The sequence below is a fragment of the Streptomyces sp. NPDC107581 genome (assembly GCF_055657175.1).
On record NZ_JBVKBH010000004.1, the window covers coordinates 51,136 to 66,703 of the forward strand.

The following is a 15,568-nucleotide window of genomic DNA, read 5'->3' on the forward strand; positions in this document are numbered from 1 at the left end:
CATCGGGCCGGCTCCGGACAACGGCACCTCATCGGGCCGGCTCCGGACAACGGCACCTCATCGGGCCGGCTCCGGACAACGGCACCTCATCGGGCCGGCTCCGGACAACGGCACCTCATCGGGCCGCTGATTCCGGCATGGTCCGCCGGTGTGCGGACCGGACCCCGCGTCTGCGACAGGTGCCGCCGGACGGCTCCTGGGCGCGCGGGTCGCGCACACGGCCGCTCGCGCGACCCCGGGGCGCGTGCCGTCCGCCGTGCTCCAGGTGGGCCGGAAGTCGCGGTCGACGGCGTGAGCGGAGGTGCACCGTACGGGGTACGAGACGGATGTGGACGCTCGTGTACAGCGGGGGCGGACGGCCGGACCCGGCTCGCCCGGTCCTCCGGCTCCGCCGGCGGCGAGGAGGTGGACATGCGTACCCAGGTGCGGGGCTGGCGCTGGCGGCGCAATCCGCTGCGGCGCCGGTCGGACATCGTGGAGGCATGGGCGGTACTGATCGTCGCCGTCCTGCTGTTCGTGGTCGCCCCCCTGGCCGGAGTGGCGGCCGGTCTGCACGCCCATGACCAGGCGCGCTCGCTCGCTGCGGTACAGCGGGCCGAGCGGCACCGGGTGCGTGCCGTGGTGCTTCCCGGCACGTCCGACCACCAGCCCACGGTGCAGGGCGACCGTGAGCACCCCTACCGCGCCCTGGTGCGCTGGACCGAGCCGGGCAAGGGGCCGCACACCGGGACGGCGCGCGTTCCCGCGGGGAGCCGGGCCGGTGACATGGTGACCGTGTGGTTCGATTCCCAGGGCCGCGGTGTCGCGCCGCCGCCGGACGACATCGCCGTCTGGCAGCACACGGTGACGGTCGGCGTGTGCGCGGCGGGCGGAGCGGCGGCCGTGGTCCTTCTCGGCCACGCCGTGGAACGCCGGATCGCGCTGCGCCACCGGATGGCGGAGTGGGAGCGGGAATGGGCGCGCACGGGCCCCAGGTGGACCCAGCCGAGGACCTGACCGGCGCGTGGCCCGGCCGTGGCACCTCAGGGCCCCGGGGGTTCCGCATGACCCGGCCGTGCGATCTCGGGATCCCAAGGATCCCGCGCACCCCGGCCACGGACTCCCGTGAATCTCCGGGATCTCCGGGATCTCCGGGATCTCCGGGATCTCCGGTGATCCCTGCACCTCGTGGGCCCGGCAAGCGCTTGCGCCCGTCCCCTGGTCGGTCACCGGCAGCCCCCGTACGGTGAGAGGTTCCGCAGGCTCCCCCCACCGAGGCGGTTGCTGATGGCCCTGTTCGACCTTCCCCTTGAGGAACTCCGCGAGTACCGCAGCGCGTCCACCGCACCCGAGGACTTCGACGCCTTCTGGGGCAAGACCCTGACCGAGGCGCGCGAGCACGACCTGGACGCCCGCTTCGATCCGGTGGACACGGGACTGTCCACGGTGCGGGTGTACGACGTGACGTTCGCCGGGTTCGGCGGTCACCCGGTCCGGGGCTGGCTGCGGCTGCCGGCCGGCGCCACCGAGCCGCTCCCGCTGGTGGTGGAGTTCATCGGCTACGGCGGCGGGCGCGGCCTCGCACACGAGAAGCTGCTGTGGGCGTCGACGGGCCGGGCGCACTTCGTGATGGACACGCGCGGGCAGGGCAGCGTCTGGGGCGGCGGGGGCGGCACCGCGGACCCGGTGGGCGCCGCCCCCGCCTACCCCGGGTACATGACGCGGGGCATCGACGCGCCCGAGAACTACTACTACCGCCGTGTGTTCACGGACGCCGTGCGCGCGGTGGAGGCGGCCCGTGCGCACCCGCTCACGGACGCGGCCCGGACCGCGGTGATCGGTGAGAGCCAGGGCGGCGGCATCACGCTCGCCGTGGGCGGGCTGGTCCCGGATCTGGCCGCGGTCGCCCCGGACGTGCCGTTCCTGTGCGACTACCCGCGCGCGACCACGGTGACGGACCGTCATCCGTACCGGGAGATAGGCCTGTTCCTGAAGACGCACCGCGGCGCCGCAGCCGACGCGTTGCACACTCTCTCCTACTTCGACGGGGTGCATTTCGCGGCCCTGGGCCGGGCCCCGGCGCTCTTCTCTGCGGGGCTGGAGGACCAGACCTGCCCTCCGTCGACCGTCTTCGCGGCCTTCAACGCCTGGGCGCACGAGGACAAGGCGATCGAGGTGTACGACTTCAACGACCACGAGGGCGGCGGCCCCTTCCAGGAGGCGCACAAGCTGCGCTGGCTGCGGTCGTACGCCTGAGGATGCCGCCCGCCTCTTCCCACCAGTCCGACCAGTCGGTACGTTCAGGGCACCCAGGCCGCAGCGCCGCGGCCCGGGCTCCAGGCGACGACGGAGGTCCGATGTCCGCGCACGAGGCACAGGTTCACGGCCACTGCGACGCGCGTTTCAGCGCGGTGCGGGAGGCGTTCGTGGCGAACTTCCGGGAGCGGGGCGAGCTGGGCGCCTCGGTGGCGGTCACCGTCGACGGCGAGACGGTGGTGGACCTGTGGGGCGGCTGGGCGGATGCGGACCGCACCAGGCCGTGGGAACGGGACACCCTGGTCAACGTGTGGTCGACCACCAAGGGCCCGGTGGCGCTGTGCGCGCACCTCCTCGCCGACCGCGGCCTGCTCGACCTCGACCGCCCGGTGGCCGCGTACTGGCCGGAATTCGCGGCAGCGGGCAAGGAGGAGGTGCTCGTCCGGCATCTGCTGTCGCACCGCGCAGGACTGCCCGGCCTGCGGGAGCCGCACACGCTCGCGCAGCTCTACGACTGGGAGCTGACGACCGCGCGGCTGGCCGCGACCGAGCCGTGGTGGGAGCCGGGCACGCAGTCCGGGTACCACGCGCTGACGTACGGGTTCCTGGTCGGTGAGGTGGTACGGCGCGTCTCGGGGCTGCGGCCCGGAGCGTTCCTGGAGCGGGAGGTGACCGGGCCGCTCGGCATCGACTTCACCATCGGCCTTCCGGAGAAGGAATCCGGCCGCGCGGCCGAACTGGTGCACCCACGGACCTCGGGCACCGGCGAACAGGCCGCGGTTTTCCGTCAGTTGTCACCGGCCGCGCTCGCCGCGCTGGCGAATCCGCCGGTGGGCGCGGCCGAGGCGAACACGCCCGAGTGGCGGGCGGCGGAGATCCCGGCGGCCAACGGGCACGGCACCGCGCGGGCGGTGGCCGCGCTGTACGGAGTCTTCGCCGGGCGCGGCTCCTACGGCGGCCGGCGGATCCTGTCGCCGCAGGCGGCGGAACGGGTGCGCGAGGGGCAGGGCCGCTGCCGCGATCTGGTGCTGGCCGCGGGTTTCGACAGCGAGACGGAGATCGGGCTCGGCCTGTGGCTCAGTGGCCCCAACGGTTTCTACGGTCCCAATCCGATGGCTTTCGGACACGACGGGTTCGGCGGTTCCTGTGGGCTCGCCGATCCCGAGGCGGGCGTCTCGCTGGGCTATGCGATGAACCTGATGGGGCCGCGCATCGCGGGTGATCCACGCAGGACGGCACTGGTGGACGCCCTCTACAGCGCCTTGTGACGGCCCGGTCGCGCGGGTGGGTTTCGGCCGAACCGGCAGGCCGCTCTTCCCTCGTGGTTTAGACCAATGCTAGATGTGGTCGCGCAATGAGCCCGCACGGCTACGTCTTGTCACCAACAGGAGGCGCGGCATGGTCCGCACCACCCCGCACGATCCCCCGCAGAGCGACGGCCGCACCCGGTACTGGCAGGTCGCGTCGCTGCTGCTCGACGAACTGCGCGACGGCACCATCCCGCCCGGTGAACGGCTGCCGGGCGAGCGGCACCTGGCCAGGCACTTCGGGGTGAGCCGGGAGACCGTCCGGCAGGCGCTGGAGGTGCTCCGCCGCAGCGGACTGGTCGCCACCGACCGGCGGGGCAGCCATGCCACGCTGGACGGCCGTCCGGTCGAGGATCCGGTGTCCCAGACCTTCCCGGTCGGCGCCCGGCCGGCGGACCCGTGCGCGGTGGACAGGGCTACGGTGACCTGGGAGGCGCCGTCGCCGGAGCACGCCGAGGCCCTGGGTCTGGCCCCGCACCGGCCGACGCTGGTGCACCGCTACCGGTCGGCCACGCCGGACGGGCGGGCCCTGCGCACGGCGGTGACGTCGTTCTCGGCCGTGGCACTGGCCGAGGTCGCGGAGCTGGCCCGCTACCGCGACCGGGCCGACGGGGCCACTCCCGCGCAGCTGCGCCGGGCCTACGACTGGATGCGCCAGGCCGGTCTGACCCTGCACCACCGGGACGCCATCACCCAGTTCGGCGACGCAGCCTCGGTCCGGGTGACCCGGCGGGTGCACGACCAGTACGCCCGCCCGCTGGAGATCACCGACCTGCTGGTGAACGCCGAACGGGACGCACTGGTCTACGAGTTCACGCTGCCGGCGGCAGGGTAGCGTCGTCCGTTCTGCGCGCCACGAGCAGCCTGGCCCGGGGACTGCCGTCGCCGCGCCGCCCGAACTCGGGCAGGGTCTGCAGATCGGCCGTGAACCCGGCGCGCGTCAGCTCCTGCAGCACCCGGTCGAGCCGAAAGGCCCGGTAGTACATGACGAACGGCGGCCGCCACACGGCGTTGCGCACCCGCATCACCGCGTCGAAGCCGAGCAGCATCCAGTACGCAAGGCTCGACGGCCGGGGCGGCGCGAGGACCGGGAAGGCGAACCGGCCGCCCGGCCGCAGCACCGAGTGCACCTGGGTGAACAGTCCGGGCAGTTCCCGGGGCAGGAAGTGACCGAACGCCCCGAAGCTGACCACCAGATCGAACGCCTCCGTGAACGGCAGGGCCCGTGCGTCGCCGCGCACCCAGGCGACGCCCGGGCCGTCGGCCCCCGCCGGATGCCGCTCGCCCGGCGCCGTCGCCCGGCGCCGGGCGACATCGAGCATGCCGGCGCTGAAGTCGAGGCCGGTGACGCTCCGGCGGCACAGCCCGGCCAGGACCCCGGCCCCGGCGCCGGTGCCGCAGCACAGGTCGAGGCCGTCCTCGAACGGGCCCAGCGGTCCGAGCGCCTTCGCCACGGCCTCCAGCACGGCGTCCGGCGTCCGGAAGGGCGTGTGGTCGAACTTCGGGGCCAGCAGGTCGTATCCGCGCTCGACGGAGGACAGCGCCTGCACGGCGAGTTCGCGCACGGTGGGGCCTTCGGGGCTGAACATCCCGTCAGCCTAGGGGGGTGCGCTGCTTCAGGACCCCGAGAACGCGCTCGCACCAGCGCAGGTTCTCCTCCTCGAAGCCGATCCCGGCCATGAGGGTGAGGTACGGGCCGATCCGGTCGGCCGTGCGCAGATACTCCTCCTCGGTCCGGCCGTCGAGCAGCCGCTCGCGCACCCGCTCGTAGCGGTCGAGTTTGCCGCGTGCCCAGCCGCTGCGCTCCTCGATCAGCGCCCGGATCACCTCCGGGTCGCCGCCGTCCATGGCCTGGATCTTGATGAGGAGTTCGTCGCGGACGGCGGTGGGCCGCCTCGGCGGCTGGGCGGCGAAGGCGGCCAGCTGGTTCCGGCCGGCCCCGGTGAGGGTGAACATCCGCTTGGTGGGCCGGCGTTCCTGCTGCACCGTCCGGGCCTCGACCAGCCCGTCCTGCGCCAGGCGCTCCAGTTCCCGGTAGAGCTGCTGGGGCGTGGCGGGCCAGAAGTTCGCGAGCGAGATGTCGAACACCTTCGACAGCTCGTAGCCCGAGGCCTCGCCCTCCAGCAGGGCGGCCAGGACGGCGTACTTGAGCGACATGTGGACACGCTAACAGCAGCTGACTACTGTCATCCGCACCTATTCAATTAATTGACTATGCGAGGTGATCGGATGCGTGCGTTCCGTGAGGCGGTCGAGGCGGGCGACCTGGACGCCGTCGAGGCACTGCTGGCCGAGGACGTCGTGTTCACCAGCCCGGTCGTCTTCAAGCCCTATCCGGGCAAGGCGATCACCGCGGCGATCCTGCGTGCGGTCTCCCAGGTCTTCGAGGACTTCCGCTACGAGCGGGAGCTCACCGGCCCCGACGGCCGCGACCACGCGCTCGTCTTCCGTGCGCGCGTGGGCGACCGGGAACTGACCGGCTGCGACTTCCTGCGGGTGAACGAGGCGGGCCTGATCGACGAGTTCACGGTGATGGTGCGCCCGCTCTCGGGCGCCCAGGCACTGGCGGAGGCGATGGGCACCCGGTTCGACCGGATCGCCGCGGACGCGCAGGCCCGGGCGGCGAGGGCGGACGTCAGCCCTTGAGCTGCTCCAGCGTGGACCTGGTGTCCGTCTTCAGCCAGTCGGACACCTCGGAGAGCCCGGGCGGGTTCTTGTCCTGGCTGTACGAGGTGAGATAGGCGCTGTAGCTCATCGTGTACGTCACCCAGCCGTCGCGTACGGCGAGCGTGGCATAGCGGGAGCCGCTGGAGGAGGAGCCGCTGGACGTGTCCTGGCTGACCAGGTAGGCCTCGTCGCCGATGCCCTTGACCGGCTTGACGTCGTAACCGGAGTGACTGTCGCCGTAGTTCTTCCAGGTGGCGGTGAACTCGGGGCCCGGGTCGGTCTTCTTGTGCAGGTCCAACTGCATGGAGAGATAGGCGTCCCCGTACGAGGACCCCGTCTTCTTCAGGCTCAGACTGCAGTAGCTCTCGCCCAGCGCCTTGTCCTTGAGGGAGGTGTGCGAAGGCGAGGAGTCGCCCGCGGGGTACTCGTCCTTGAACGACGAGTAGTCCGCGCCCGAGCACATGTTGGAGGGCGCCTCGTACCCGCGCAGGTCGGCACTGTCCCCCTTGCCGCCGAGCAGGAACACCCCGCCGGCCCACACTCCGGAGGCCACGACCGCGCCGACGACGGCCCACAGAACGGCCCGACCGGCACCGCCACCGCCGCCTGAGGGCGGCGGGACCGGCACGGGACCGTACGGCTGCGGCTGCACGTAGGGGTTCCCCGGCTGGGGCTGGCCCGGCTGGCCCGGCTGGCCCGGCTGGCCCGGAAGAGGCTGGGCGGGCAGACTCACCTGCGTGGGCTGCGCGTAGAAGTTCCCCGGCGGGGGAGACTGCGGGTTCGGGTAGGGGTAGGCCGTCGGCTGCGGCGGGACCGGTGGTTGCTGCGCGGGCTGGTCGGCCGGCTGCTGAGGCTGCGGTGGCGTGGACATGTCGTGACGATAGTGCACGGTTGGCGGTCAAGTCCTCCGACGTCCGGGATCGTTATGGTATGGGGACGGCTGATACGGAACCATGACACTGGGCCCGGTCGCCCACGGTCACGGGAAGCGCCCGGACGCTGTTGCCGACAAAACTGGCGTGCCGGGACAGCTCGCCCTCGGGCACCGCGAGGTCCAGTCGCGGGAAGCGGGTGAACAGCCGCTCCAGGGCGACCGTCGCCTCCAGCCGGGCCAGCGGGGCGCCCAGGCAGAAGTGGGCGCCGTGTCCGAGGGAGAGGTGCCGTACGGCATGGGCGCGGGCGGGCCGGGTGACGTCGAAACGGTCGGCGTCCGGGCCGTGCGCGGCCGGGTCGCGGCCGGCCGCGGAGTATCCGGCGAGGACGGCCGTGCCGGCGGGTATGAGCGTGCCGTCCACGGTCAGGTCCCGGACCGGGTAGCGGAAGGGGAAGTAGCTGACCGGCGCGTCCCAGCGCAGGGTCTCCTCGACCACGTCGGCCCAGCTCGCCTTCCCCGCGCGCACCAGCTCCAGCTGGCCGCGATGGCCGCACAGGGCGCGCACGGCGTTGGTGATGAGGTTCAGCGTGGTCTCGTGGCCGGCGATGATCATCAGGACCAGGGTGCCGATGAGCTCCTGAGGGTCGAGCCGGTCGCCGTCCTCGTCGCGGGCTGCGATCAGGGCGCTGGTGAGGTCGTCGCCGGGGCGCTCGGCCTTCGCGTCGGCGATCGCGGCTAGGACGGCGACCAGCTCCCGGTTGGCGGCTACCGCCGCGTCCGGTTCGATGTCGGTGGCCACGACCTGGTTGGACAGATGGTGCAGCCGGTCGCGGAACTCGGTGTCGACACCGAGGAGTTCGCTGATGACGCCCATGGGCAGGGGCAGCGCGAAGTGCTCCCGCAGATCGGCGACGCCGCCTCCCGCCTCCACCGCCCGTGCCAGGCCGTCGAGCAGCGAGGCCGTCAGCTCCTCGACCCTGGGCCGGAGTTCCTCGACCCGCCGGGGTGTGAACGCCCGGCTCACCAGCGACCGCAGCCTGCGGTGATCATCCCCGTCGGCGGTGGTCATGCCCCGCACGGTGGCGAAGGTGAGCAACGGCCAGCCGGCGCCCGTGCGGCCGTCCTGCAATGCCCTGAAGTGCCGGGCGTCCTTGGCCACGTCGGGGTGCTGGAGGAACTCCCTGAGTGCCTCGTGTCCGAGTACGGCCATCCCCTCGATACCGCCCGGCAGTTCGACGGGCGCCACGGCGCCGCGGGCCAGCAGCCGGGCGTTGTCGGCGTGCGGGCAACCGCCGGCGGGGTCCATGCGGTGCGGTGCAGTGACGGGGGTGGGCTCCACCGGGTTCTCCTGACGGCCGTAGGACGGGAACGAGCCGATCGTAGGCTCCGGCAGGCGTCCGCCGGAGCGGTCCCGCGCGCCAACTCATGTCCGGGACAGCCTTTTCCCGCGGATTCCGGGCCACCGGCGCCTCGGCCGCGTCACCGACCCGCGGATCCGGGCTCCCCGGCTCCCCGGCCCCTCGGCCCCTCCGCCCCTCGGCCGCGCCAACGGCCCGCGGACACCGGCACACCGGCACCTCGGCCGTGTGAGCGGTCCTCTCCCTGGGCCCGCGTCGGCCGACCGGACGCGCAGCCCCCTTCGTGCCGGAGGCCGCCCGGTGCCCCGGGGACGCCGGCCCGCGCGCCCAGGGGCTTGCCTGCTTCCCTTCCCGGCACGGGAACAGGTCGCGCACAGGACGTGTTGACCTGAATCGCAGCGCCACCGTTGCACCGAGTGGTACCGTGCTGTGAGCACGCTGCCGCCGCATCGAGTGGTACCGTGCGGCCAGCACCTGAGTACGCCCCTTCGTGGGCGCCGGTGCCGGTTCCTCCTCTCCGCGCTGATCCGTCCGCCTCTCCGGCGCAGGCGCGTCAGTTTCTCAGCACCACCTCCGACCGAGGTGTCGTTTCCGCCGCCCGGAGGCCTTGCGCCCTCCCGTCCTGCGGCTCCCCTCCCCCCTTCCCCATGTCTTCCGTCCGTGAAAGGACCGCCCATGACCACCACACTCGAACCCCCTCACGTACAGCAGCAGGGCCCGGCCGCCCGGACCGTCACCGGTGTCCTCGACATCGACGCGCACGGGAAGGGGCACCTGCGCGCCCCGGACTGCCTGCGCTCCCCCGCCGACCCCCAGGTCTCCCCGGCGCTGATCCGCCGTCACGGCCTGCGCAGGGGAGACCTCGTCGAGGGCGTCCGCGGGACACAGCAGGCCCTGACCGAGGTCACTCGGGTCGACGGGCGGGCCCCGGACGGGCTCCGGGGCCGCCGCCACTTCCGGGACCTCACCCCGCTCCACCCGCACCGGCGGATCCGTCTGGAACACCCGTCGTCCGGCCTGGCCGGACGCGTCGCCGACCTGTTCGCGCCGGTCGGCAAGGGCCAGCGCGGGCTGATCGTGGCCCCGCCGAAAAGCGGCAAGACCGTGCTGCTCCAGCAGCTCGCCGCCGCCGTGGCCGGCAACCACCCCGAATGCCGGCTGATCGTCCTTCTGCTGGACGAGCGTCCCGAGGAGGTCACCGAGATGCGCCGCTCGGTGCGCGGCGAGGTGTACGCCTCCACCTTCGACCGGGCGCCCAAGGAGCACATCGCGCTCGCGGACCTGGTCGTCGAGCGGGCCAAGCGGCTGGTCGAGGCCGGCGAGGACGTCGTCATCCTGCTGGACTCCCTGACCCGGCTGTGCCGGGCCCACAACAACGCCTCGGCCGCCGGCGGACGCACACTGAGCGGCGGTGTCGACGCGGGTGCGCTGCTCGGCCCCAAGCGGTTCTTCGGCGCGGCCCGCCAGGCCGAGGAGGGCGGCTCGCTCACCATCCTCGCCACCGTCCTGGTGGACACCGGCTCCCGTGCCGACGGCTACTACTTCGAGGAGCTGAAGAGCACGGGCAACATGGAGCTGCGGCTGGACCGGGAACTCGCCGCCCGCCGCCTCTTCCCGGCCGTGGACGTCGACCCGACGGGCACCCGCCGCGAGGAACTCCTGCTCACCCCGGCCGAATTGGCGGCCACCCGGGGCCTGCGCCGGGCTCTGCGCTCCCGGGAGGGCGGACCTGCCGCCCTGGAGACGCTGCTGGAGCGGCTGCGGGACACCCCCGACAACGCCACGTTCCTGCGCCGTGTCCAGCCGACGCTGCCGACGGCCTGAAGGGCGCCGTACCGCCGCGCGGTGCGGCATCCGGGTTGCTCCTGTAGGCCGTCCGGCCCGGGCAGCGAGCCGCTCACCCCATTCCTTCCTAGGTTGATCATATGATCACCGGATTCTCTCGTCGGGCGGCCGCAACGGCCTGTTCCCTGTGTGTGGCGGGCGCGCTGGCGCTCGCGCCGGCCGCCGCGGCGACCGGACACCGTGCGGGGGATCCCGCACCACCCGCGCCGCGGGCCGCGGTGCCGCAGCCGTCCCTGCTCTATCGCTCCGGCACACGGGTGCGACCGCATCGCGGTGCGCCCGAGGTGCCGAACGTCTCCGCACTGTCCTGGCTGGTCGCCGACGCCGACAGCGGCGAGGTGCTGGCCGCGGCCGACGCGCACCGCCCGCTGCCGCCCGCCAGCACCCTGAAGACGCTGTTCGCCCTCACCGTGCTGCCCTCCCTGCCCGCGGCCAAGCAGCACACCGTCCGCTACGAGGAACTGGCCGACGTCGGCGAGGGCAGCAGCCTGGTCGGCGTCGAGGAGGGCCACACCTACCAGGTGTCCGATCTGTGGCGCGGGGTGTTCCTCAGCTCCGGCAACGACGCCGTGCACGTGCTCGCCTCGCTGGGCGGCGGCTGGCACGCCACGGCCACCCGGATGCAGGCCAAGGCCCGCTCGCTCGGCGCCCTGGACACCCATGTCGTCTCTCCCGACGGCTACGACACCCCCGGCCAGGTGTCCTCGGCGTACGACCTGGCGGTCTTCGGCCGGGAGGGACTGCGCAACCCGGACTTCGCGCGGTACTGCTCCACGGCCTCGGCACAGTTCCCCGGTGACGGGTCGTCGTTCCGGATCGAGAACACCAACCGGCTGCTGACCGGCGAGGACGGCGTGATCCCGTACCCGGGGCTGATCGGCGTCAAGAACGGCTACACCAGCAACGCGGGCAACACCCTGGTCGCCGCGGCACGCCGCGGCGAGCGCACCCTCGTGGTGACGGTGATGAACCCTCAGGAGGGCGGCGGGCTCGCCGTCTACGAGGAGGCCCGCCAGCTGCTCGACTGGGGGTTCGACGCGACCGGGCTGGTCGATCCGGTGGGCTCCCTGGACGGGCTGCGCACCGGCTCGAAGTCCACGTCGGCCGCCGCACCCGTCGCGGCGGCCTCCTCCCCGGTGCAGGACGACGGCTCCGACTGGGCGCAGACCGCCGCGGTCACGGGACTCGCCGTACTCGGCGCGAGCGCCGTGTCGCTGGCGCTGCGGGCCAAGGGCGGCCGGGCCTCGGGCGGCTGACCGGCGGGCAGGGCCAGCAGCAGGCCCAGGGTGATCCAGGTGTAGATGTTGCTGCCCAGGAAGCCGTCGATGCCGGAGGCGTCCTCGAACCAGATCCACACCACGCTGGTGCACAGCACCGCGTACAGGGCGCCCGCGATCCGCGGGTGCCCGGCGCGCGCCAGCACCACGAAGGACGGCAGCAGCCACACCAGGTGGTGCACCCAGGTGATCGGGCTGACCAGGCAGGCCGTCGCCCCGGTGAGCGCGAAGGCCGCCGTCCAGTCGCCGGCCGCCACCGCACGGCGGGTCCGCACCGCCCACAGGCACAGCACCAGCAGCACCGCGCCGGCCCACAGCGCACGGTCCGGCTCGCCCAGCCGGGCCAGGACGCCCTGCAGCGACTGGTTCGAGACATAGTCGAGGCGGCCGACCCGGCCGGTGTCCCACAGCGCCTCGGTCCAGTAGAAGCGGGACGCGCGCGGATCCGCACAGGCGGCCAGCCCGGTCGCCGCGACGGCCACGGCGGTCGCCACCCCGGCCGCCCGCCGGCGTCCGGCGAGCAGCAGCAGGCCGATGAAGAGAGCGGGTGTGAGCTTCACCGCGGCGGCGAGTCCGATGCCGACGCCCGCCCAGCGGCCCCTTCCGGTCGTCAGCAGCCGGCAGTCGCCGAGGACCAGGGCGAGCAGTACCAGGTTCACCTGGCCGAAGCTGAAGGTGTCCCGCAGCGGTTCGAACAGCGCGAGCGCACACAGCGCCAGCGACCAGTGGAACCAGCCGTGGCGCTGCCCGCCGGGCTTGGCCAGGATCCGCAGCACCACCGTGAGCGCGGCCAGGTTCACCAGCAGGGAGGCCACGATCGCGGTGGTCCGTCCCATCGCGGCCAGGGGCAGCATGGCGAGCGCGGCGAACGGCGGATAGGTGAAGCCGTACGCCGTCCCCGGCACCCGGTAGTCGTAGATCCGGCCGCCGTGGTGCACCCAGGTGTGCACCGTGCCGTAGTAGACGCGCAGGTCGAAGAAGTCGCGCAGCAACGGCACGGTCGCCGTGAACACGGTCACCGCGGCGGCCAGCGCCAGGACGAGCAGGGCACGGCCGCGGTCCGTGCGCGGCAGCTGAAGGCCGGTCATGCCGCACGTCCCGTCGCCGGAGCCTGGGCCGCGAGGTGCGCCTGCCACAGGACGACCACACCGAGCACCCCGCCGGAGACCGCGAGGACCAGCTGGCCGAGGTCGGCCGGGCCACCGCTCGGCAGTACGGCGAGCGCCAGGACTCCGGCCAGGGCGGCCACCCGGTGCCGCACCGAAGTGCTGGGCGCGGCGGCCGCGATGAGGAACAGGCCCCACAGCACGTACCAGGGGCGGATCGCCGGACCGAAGACGGCCACCACCAACAGGCTCAGGCCGAGGGCGTACACCGGTCGCGGGCGCAGCCGGAGCCATATCAGCAGCACCGCGACGGCGGTGACACCGAGGCCGAGCAGGTGCCAGGCCGGTACGGCCAGCGGGGCCAGATTGCTGCCGAGGTGGTCGAGCAGGGCACCGGTGGCGCGGCCCAGCAGGCTGGTCAGTGCCCAGTTGTGCGGGGAGACGGGCGTGTCCAGTGCACGGATCCAGCCGTACCCCGTTCCGGCCAGGGTGGTCGCGACGACCGTGGTCGCGGCGGAGGCGACAGCCGTCGTCACGGTGGCCCGCAGCGGGTGCCGGCCGGTGCGGACCTGCAGGGCCACGACCGCGAGCAGGCCGAGCACGGCGGGCGCCTTGACCAGGGCGGCCAGCGTGACCAGCACCGCCCCGAGGACGGGCCAGCGGCCACGCGCGGCGACCAGGCCGAGCCCCAGCAGACCGAGCATGATCGCGTCGTTGTGGGCGCCCGCGACCAGGTGCAGCAGGACGAGCGGGTTGAGCGCCCCGAGCCACAGCGCGGCGGCCGGGTCGGCGCCGCTGTGCCGGGCCAGACGGGGCAGCGCCACCGCCATGAGGGCCACGCCGAGCAGCGCGACCAGGCGCATGCCGATGAGACCGGCGGGCAGTTGGCCGCGGGTGAGGCCCGACAGCACGGAGGCCAGGGCGAGGAAGGCGGGGCCGTACGGGGCCGCCGTGTGCTGCCACACCGGGGCCACCTCGTCGGCGAGCGGGCCGCCCAGTTGGGCGGGACCGTGGGTGTACACGTCCATGTGGGCGTCGACCATGGCGCCCTGGGCGAGGTAGCTGTAGACGTCCCGGCTGAACAGCGGGGGCGCGAGCAGCAGCGGGGTCGCCCAGACGGCCAGGACCAGCAGCAGGGCACGCGGGGTCGGCGGATGCGGACCGCGCACCAGACGGCCGAGCAGCACCCAGGCCGCTATCAGCAGCACCACTCCGAAGTAGACCCCGACCAGCCCCAGCGCGGCTTGCGCGGATGCCGGGGCGAGGAGGTCCTGCACGGGAAGGGCACCGGCCGTCTCACCGCCCAGCGCGAGGAAGGCGGTACCGGCCAGGCCCAGCACCTGGCAGCGGCGGAGATCGACGGGAAAAGCCATGGCCAACACTGGGTCAGCGTGGCAACGCCGGGTGGCCGGAAAGCGACGCGAAGCCCTCCGGGTGGGGGCCGATGTGTGACTGGTACGTGGTGCGGCAGTTCGCACACTGCGAGTACGCGATGTCGGCGGCGTCGGCGCTACGGGCGGTGGCGGCGGTGCCGGTGGTCCGCCGACTGCGGGTCCGCGGTGCCGGTGGTTGGCGCGCTGCTGGTCCGCGGTGCCGATGGTTCGCCGACTGCGGGTCCGCGGTGCCGGTGGTTGGCGCGCTGCTGGTCCGCGGTGCCGGTGGTCCGCGCGCTGCGGGTCAGAACACCGAAAGGCCCGTCAGGGTCGTGAATCTGTCGAGTGCCGCCACGCCCGCGACCGAGTTGCCGCGCTCGTCCAGCCCCGGGCTCCAGACGCACAGGGTGCAGCGTCCCGGGACGACGGCGATGATGCCGCCGCCGACGCCGCTCTTGCCCGGCAGGCCGACGCGGTAGGCGAAGTCGCCGGCCGCGTCGTACGTGCCGCAGGTCAGCATCACCGCGTTGACCTGTTTGGCCTGGCTGCGGGTGAGCAGCCGGGTGCCGTCGGCGCGGATCCCGTGCCGGGCCAGGAAGGAGGTGGCGAGGGCCAGGTCGGCGCAGGATGCCTCGATGGAGCACTGCCGGAAGTACTGGTCGAGCAGGACCGGCACGGAGTTGTCGATGTTGCCGTAGGACGCCATGAAATGGGCGAGGGCGGCGTTGCGGTCGCCGTGTGCGGTCTCGGAGGCGGCGACCTCCTCGTCGAAGTCCAGCGACGGGTTGCCGCTCTCGGCCCGGAGGAAGGCCAGCAGCTCCCCGGCCGCGTCCCCGGTACGGGTCTGGAGGCGGTCGGTGACCACGAGCGCGCCGGCGTTGATGAAGGGATTCCGCGGGATGCCGTTCTCGTACTCCAACTGCACCAGCGAGTTGAACGGGTTGCCGGAGGGCTCGCGCCCCACGTACTCCCACAGTTCGTCGCCCTCGCGGGCCAGGTCCAGGGCGAGCGTGAACACCTTGGTGATGGACTGCGCGGAGAAGGGGTGCCGCCACTCCCCCACCCCGTACACCGTGCCGTCCAGCTCGGCCACGGCCATGCCGAAGCTGCGGGGATCACGGGCCGCGAGCGCCGGGATGTAGTCGGCGGACCGGCCGCGCCCAGGGGTGCGATCGATCTCCGACGCGATGCGGTCAAGAACGGGCTGGAACTGCGAGGACATGATCGTCATCATGCCGCACTCCTGTCGTCGGGGCGCCCGAGGGTCAGCGTTCCATCGTCCCTCGCTCGTCTTCCGCCCGTCTCTCCATCGTCCTTCCGTCGTCCTGCCATCGTCCTTCCGTCGTCCTTGCGTCCATCGCCCTACCTCGTCCTCCCGTCGCCCTTCCCGCGTCGTTCCCGGCAGCGGCAGGACGCCAATCAGGCATGTCTTGAACCGAACTCCGCGTGCTGGGCCGCGGAGCACGGGTCCGCGCGTCAGGGTGACTCCCGGACCGGAGCCTGTCCGGTCACCGGGAGACAGGAGC

Annotated in this window: 13 protein-coding genes and 1 pseudogene; 7 read left to right on the forward strand and 7 right to left on the reverse strand. The window is 73.1% G+C overall.

The genetic code is table 11. From position 1 onward, the window contains the following. The first annotated feature begins 411 nt into the window (after positions 1-411). From ACZ7P3_RS10185 to ACZ7P3_RS10200, 4 genes are all read left to right on the forward strand, one after another. Positions 412-996, forward strand: coding sequence for an Rv1733c family protein (locus tag ACZ7P3_RS10185; RefSeq protein ID WP_472080420.1), 585 nt, complete (start codon positions 412-414; stop codon positions 994-996). 270 nt (positions 997-1,266) lie between these two features. Then, positions 1,267-2,235: an acetylxylan esterase gene (locus tag ACZ7P3_RS10190; protein ID WP_472080422.1), complete on the forward strand. Its 969-nt coding sequence runs from the start codon at positions 1,267-1,269 to the stop codon at positions 2,233-2,235. Between the two features lie 101 nt (positions 2,236-2,336). Continuing rightward, entirely contained in the window at positions 2,337-3,503 is a 1,167-nt protein-coding gene (locus tag ACZ7P3_RS10195) for a serine hydrolase domain-containing protein (RefSeq protein WP_472080424.1), read from the forward strand. 130 nt (positions 3,504-3,633) lie between these two features. Beyond that, entirely contained in the window at positions 3,634-4,377 is a 744-nt protein-coding gene (locus ACZ7P3_RS10200) for a GntR family transcriptional regulator (protein ID WP_472080426.1), read from the forward strand. Here the strand turns inward: ACZ7P3_RS10200 and ACZ7P3_RS10205 are convergent. Together ACZ7P3_RS10205 and ACZ7P3_RS10210 are read right to left on the reverse strand one after the other, a co-directional pair. Further along, on the reverse strand, positions 4,355-5,131 hold the full coding sequence (locus tag ACZ7P3_RS10205) for a class I SAM-dependent methyltransferase (protein WP_472080428.1): 777 nt from the start codon (positions 5,129-5,131) through the stop codon (positions 4,355-4,357). The two genes, ACZ7P3_RS10200 and ACZ7P3_RS10205, sit on opposite strands and share 23 nt — an antisense overlap. A 4-nt stretch (positions 5,132-5,135) precedes the next feature. Next, positions 5,136-5,699 (reverse strand): PadR family transcriptional regulator, encoded by a 564-nt coding sequence (locus ACZ7P3_RS10210; RefSeq protein WP_472080430.1) that lies wholly within the window; start codon positions 5,697-5,699, stop codon positions 5,136-5,138. 72 nt (positions 5,700-5,771) lie between these two features. Here ACZ7P3_RS10210 and ACZ7P3_RS10215 point away from each other — a divergent pair, with 72 nt between their 5' ends. Then, a complete protein-coding gene (locus ACZ7P3_RS10215) occupies positions 5,772-6,188 on the forward strand; it encodes a nuclear transport factor 2 family protein (protein WP_472080432.1) in 417 nt (138 codons plus the stop codon). On the opposite strand, the gene ACZ7P3_RS10220 is transcribed toward ACZ7P3_RS10215, so the two are convergent. Then, positions 6,178-7,080 carry a hypothetical protein gene (locus tag ACZ7P3_RS10220; RefSeq protein WP_472080434.1) on the reverse strand — a complete coding sequence of 301 codons (903 nt, stop codon included), beginning with the start codon at positions 7,078-7,080 and terminating at the stop codon, positions 6,178-6,180. The two genes, ACZ7P3_RS10215 and ACZ7P3_RS10220, sit on opposite strands and share 11 nt — an antisense overlap. 52 nt (positions 7,081-7,132) lie before the next feature. Next, positions 7,133-8,389 (reverse strand): cytochrome P450 family protein, encoded by a 1,257-nt coding sequence (locus ACZ7P3_RS10225; RefSeq protein ID WP_472081038.1) that lies wholly within the window; start codon positions 8,387-8,389, stop codon positions 7,133-7,135. 727 nt (positions 8,390-9,116) lie between these two features. On the opposite strand from ACZ7P3_RS10225, the gene rho reads away from it, so the two are divergent. Together rho and ACZ7P3_RS10235 are read left to right on the forward strand one after the other, a co-directional pair. Continuing rightward, positions 9,117-10,265, forward strand: a complete 1,149-nt coding sequence (gene rho, locus ACZ7P3_RS10230) for a transcription termination factor Rho (protein ID WP_472080436.1) — start codon at positions 9,117-9,119, stop codon at positions 10,263-10,265. A 101-nt stretch (positions 10,266-10,366) separates the two neighbouring features. Then, positions 10,367-11,200, forward strand: a pseudogene (locus ACZ7P3_RS10235) (D-alanyl-D-alanine carboxypeptidase family protein); the annotation flags it as partial. Positions 11,201-11,283: 83 nt separating this feature from the next. On the opposite strand, the gene ACZ7P3_RS10240 reads toward ACZ7P3_RS10235, so the two are convergent. From ACZ7P3_RS10240 to ACZ7P3_RS10250, 3 genes are all read right to left on the reverse strand, one after another. Next, positions 11,284-12,651: a glycosyltransferase family 87 protein gene (locus tag ACZ7P3_RS10240; protein WP_472080438.1), complete on the reverse strand. Its 1,368-nt coding sequence runs from the start codon at positions 12,649-12,651 to the stop codon at positions 11,284-11,286. Continuing rightward, entirely contained in the window at positions 12,648-14,042 is a 1,395-nt protein-coding gene (gene mptB / locus ACZ7P3_RS10245) for a polyprenol phosphomannose-dependent alpha 1,6 mannosyltransferase MptB (RefSeq protein ID WP_472080440.1), read from the reverse strand. Before mptB ends, ACZ7P3_RS10240 begins: the two co-directional genes overlap by 4 nt. Positions 14,043-14,346: 304 nt before the next feature. Then, positions 14,347-15,276, reverse strand: coding sequence for a glutaminase (locus ACZ7P3_RS10250; protein WP_472080442.1), 930 nt, complete (start codon positions 15,274-15,276; stop codon positions 14,347-14,349). Positions 15,277-15,568: the final 292 nt, after the last annotated feature.

Bases quoted from the DNA above. Each gene is read 5' to 3' on its own strand.
- ACZ7P3_RS10195 (WP_472080424.1), top strand. From the start codon at position 2,337: ATGTCCGCGCACGAGGCACAGGTTCACGGCCACTGCGACGCGCGTTTC.
- rho (WP_472080436.1), top strand. From the start codon at position 9,117: ATGACCACCACACTCGAACCCCCTCACGTACAGCAGCAGGGCCCGGCC.
- ACZ7P3_RS10200 (WP_472080426.1), top strand. From the start codon at position 3,634: ATGGTCCGCACCACCCCGCACGATCCCCCGCAGAGCGACGGCCGCACC.
- ACZ7P3_RS10225 (WP_472081038.1), bottom strand. From the start codon at position 8,389: ATGGACCCCGCCGGCGGTTGCCCGCACGCCGACAACGCCCGGCTGCTG.
- ACZ7P3_RS10250 (WP_472080442.1), bottom strand. From the start codon at position 15,276: ATGATGACGATCATGTCCTCGCAGTTCCAGCCCGTTCTTGACCGCATC.
- ACZ7P3_RS10220 (WP_472080434.1), bottom strand. From the start codon at position 7,080: ATGTCCACGCCACCGCAGCCTCAGCAGCCGGCCGACCAGCCCGCGCAG.
- ACZ7P3_RS10240 (WP_472080438.1), bottom strand. From the start codon at position 12,651: ATGACCGGCCTTCAGCTGCCGCGCACGGACCGCGGCCGTGCCCTGCTC.
- mptB (WP_472080440.1), bottom strand. From the start codon at position 14,042: ATGGCTTTTCCCGTCGATCTCCGCCGCTGCCAGGTGCTGGGCCTGGCC.
- ACZ7P3_RS10185 (WP_472080420.1), top strand. From the start codon at position 412: ATGCGTACCCAGGTGCGGGGCTGGCGCTGGCGGCGCAATCCGCTGCGG.
- ACZ7P3_RS10215 (WP_472080432.1), top strand. From the start codon at position 5,772: ATGCGTGCGTTCCGTGAGGCGGTCGAGGCGGGCGACCTGGACGCCGTC.
- ACZ7P3_RS10205 (WP_472080428.1), bottom strand. From the start codon at position 5,131: ATGTTCAGCCCCGAAGGCCCCACCGTGCGCGAACTCGCCGTGCAGGCG.
- ACZ7P3_RS10210 (WP_472080430.1), bottom strand. From the start codon at position 5,699: ATGTCGCTCAAGTACGCCGTCCTGGCCGCCCTGCTGGAGGGCGAGGCC.
- ACZ7P3_RS10190 (WP_472080422.1), top strand. From the start codon at position 1,267: ATGGCCCTGTTCGACCTTCCCCTTGAGGAACTCCGCGAGTACCGCAGC.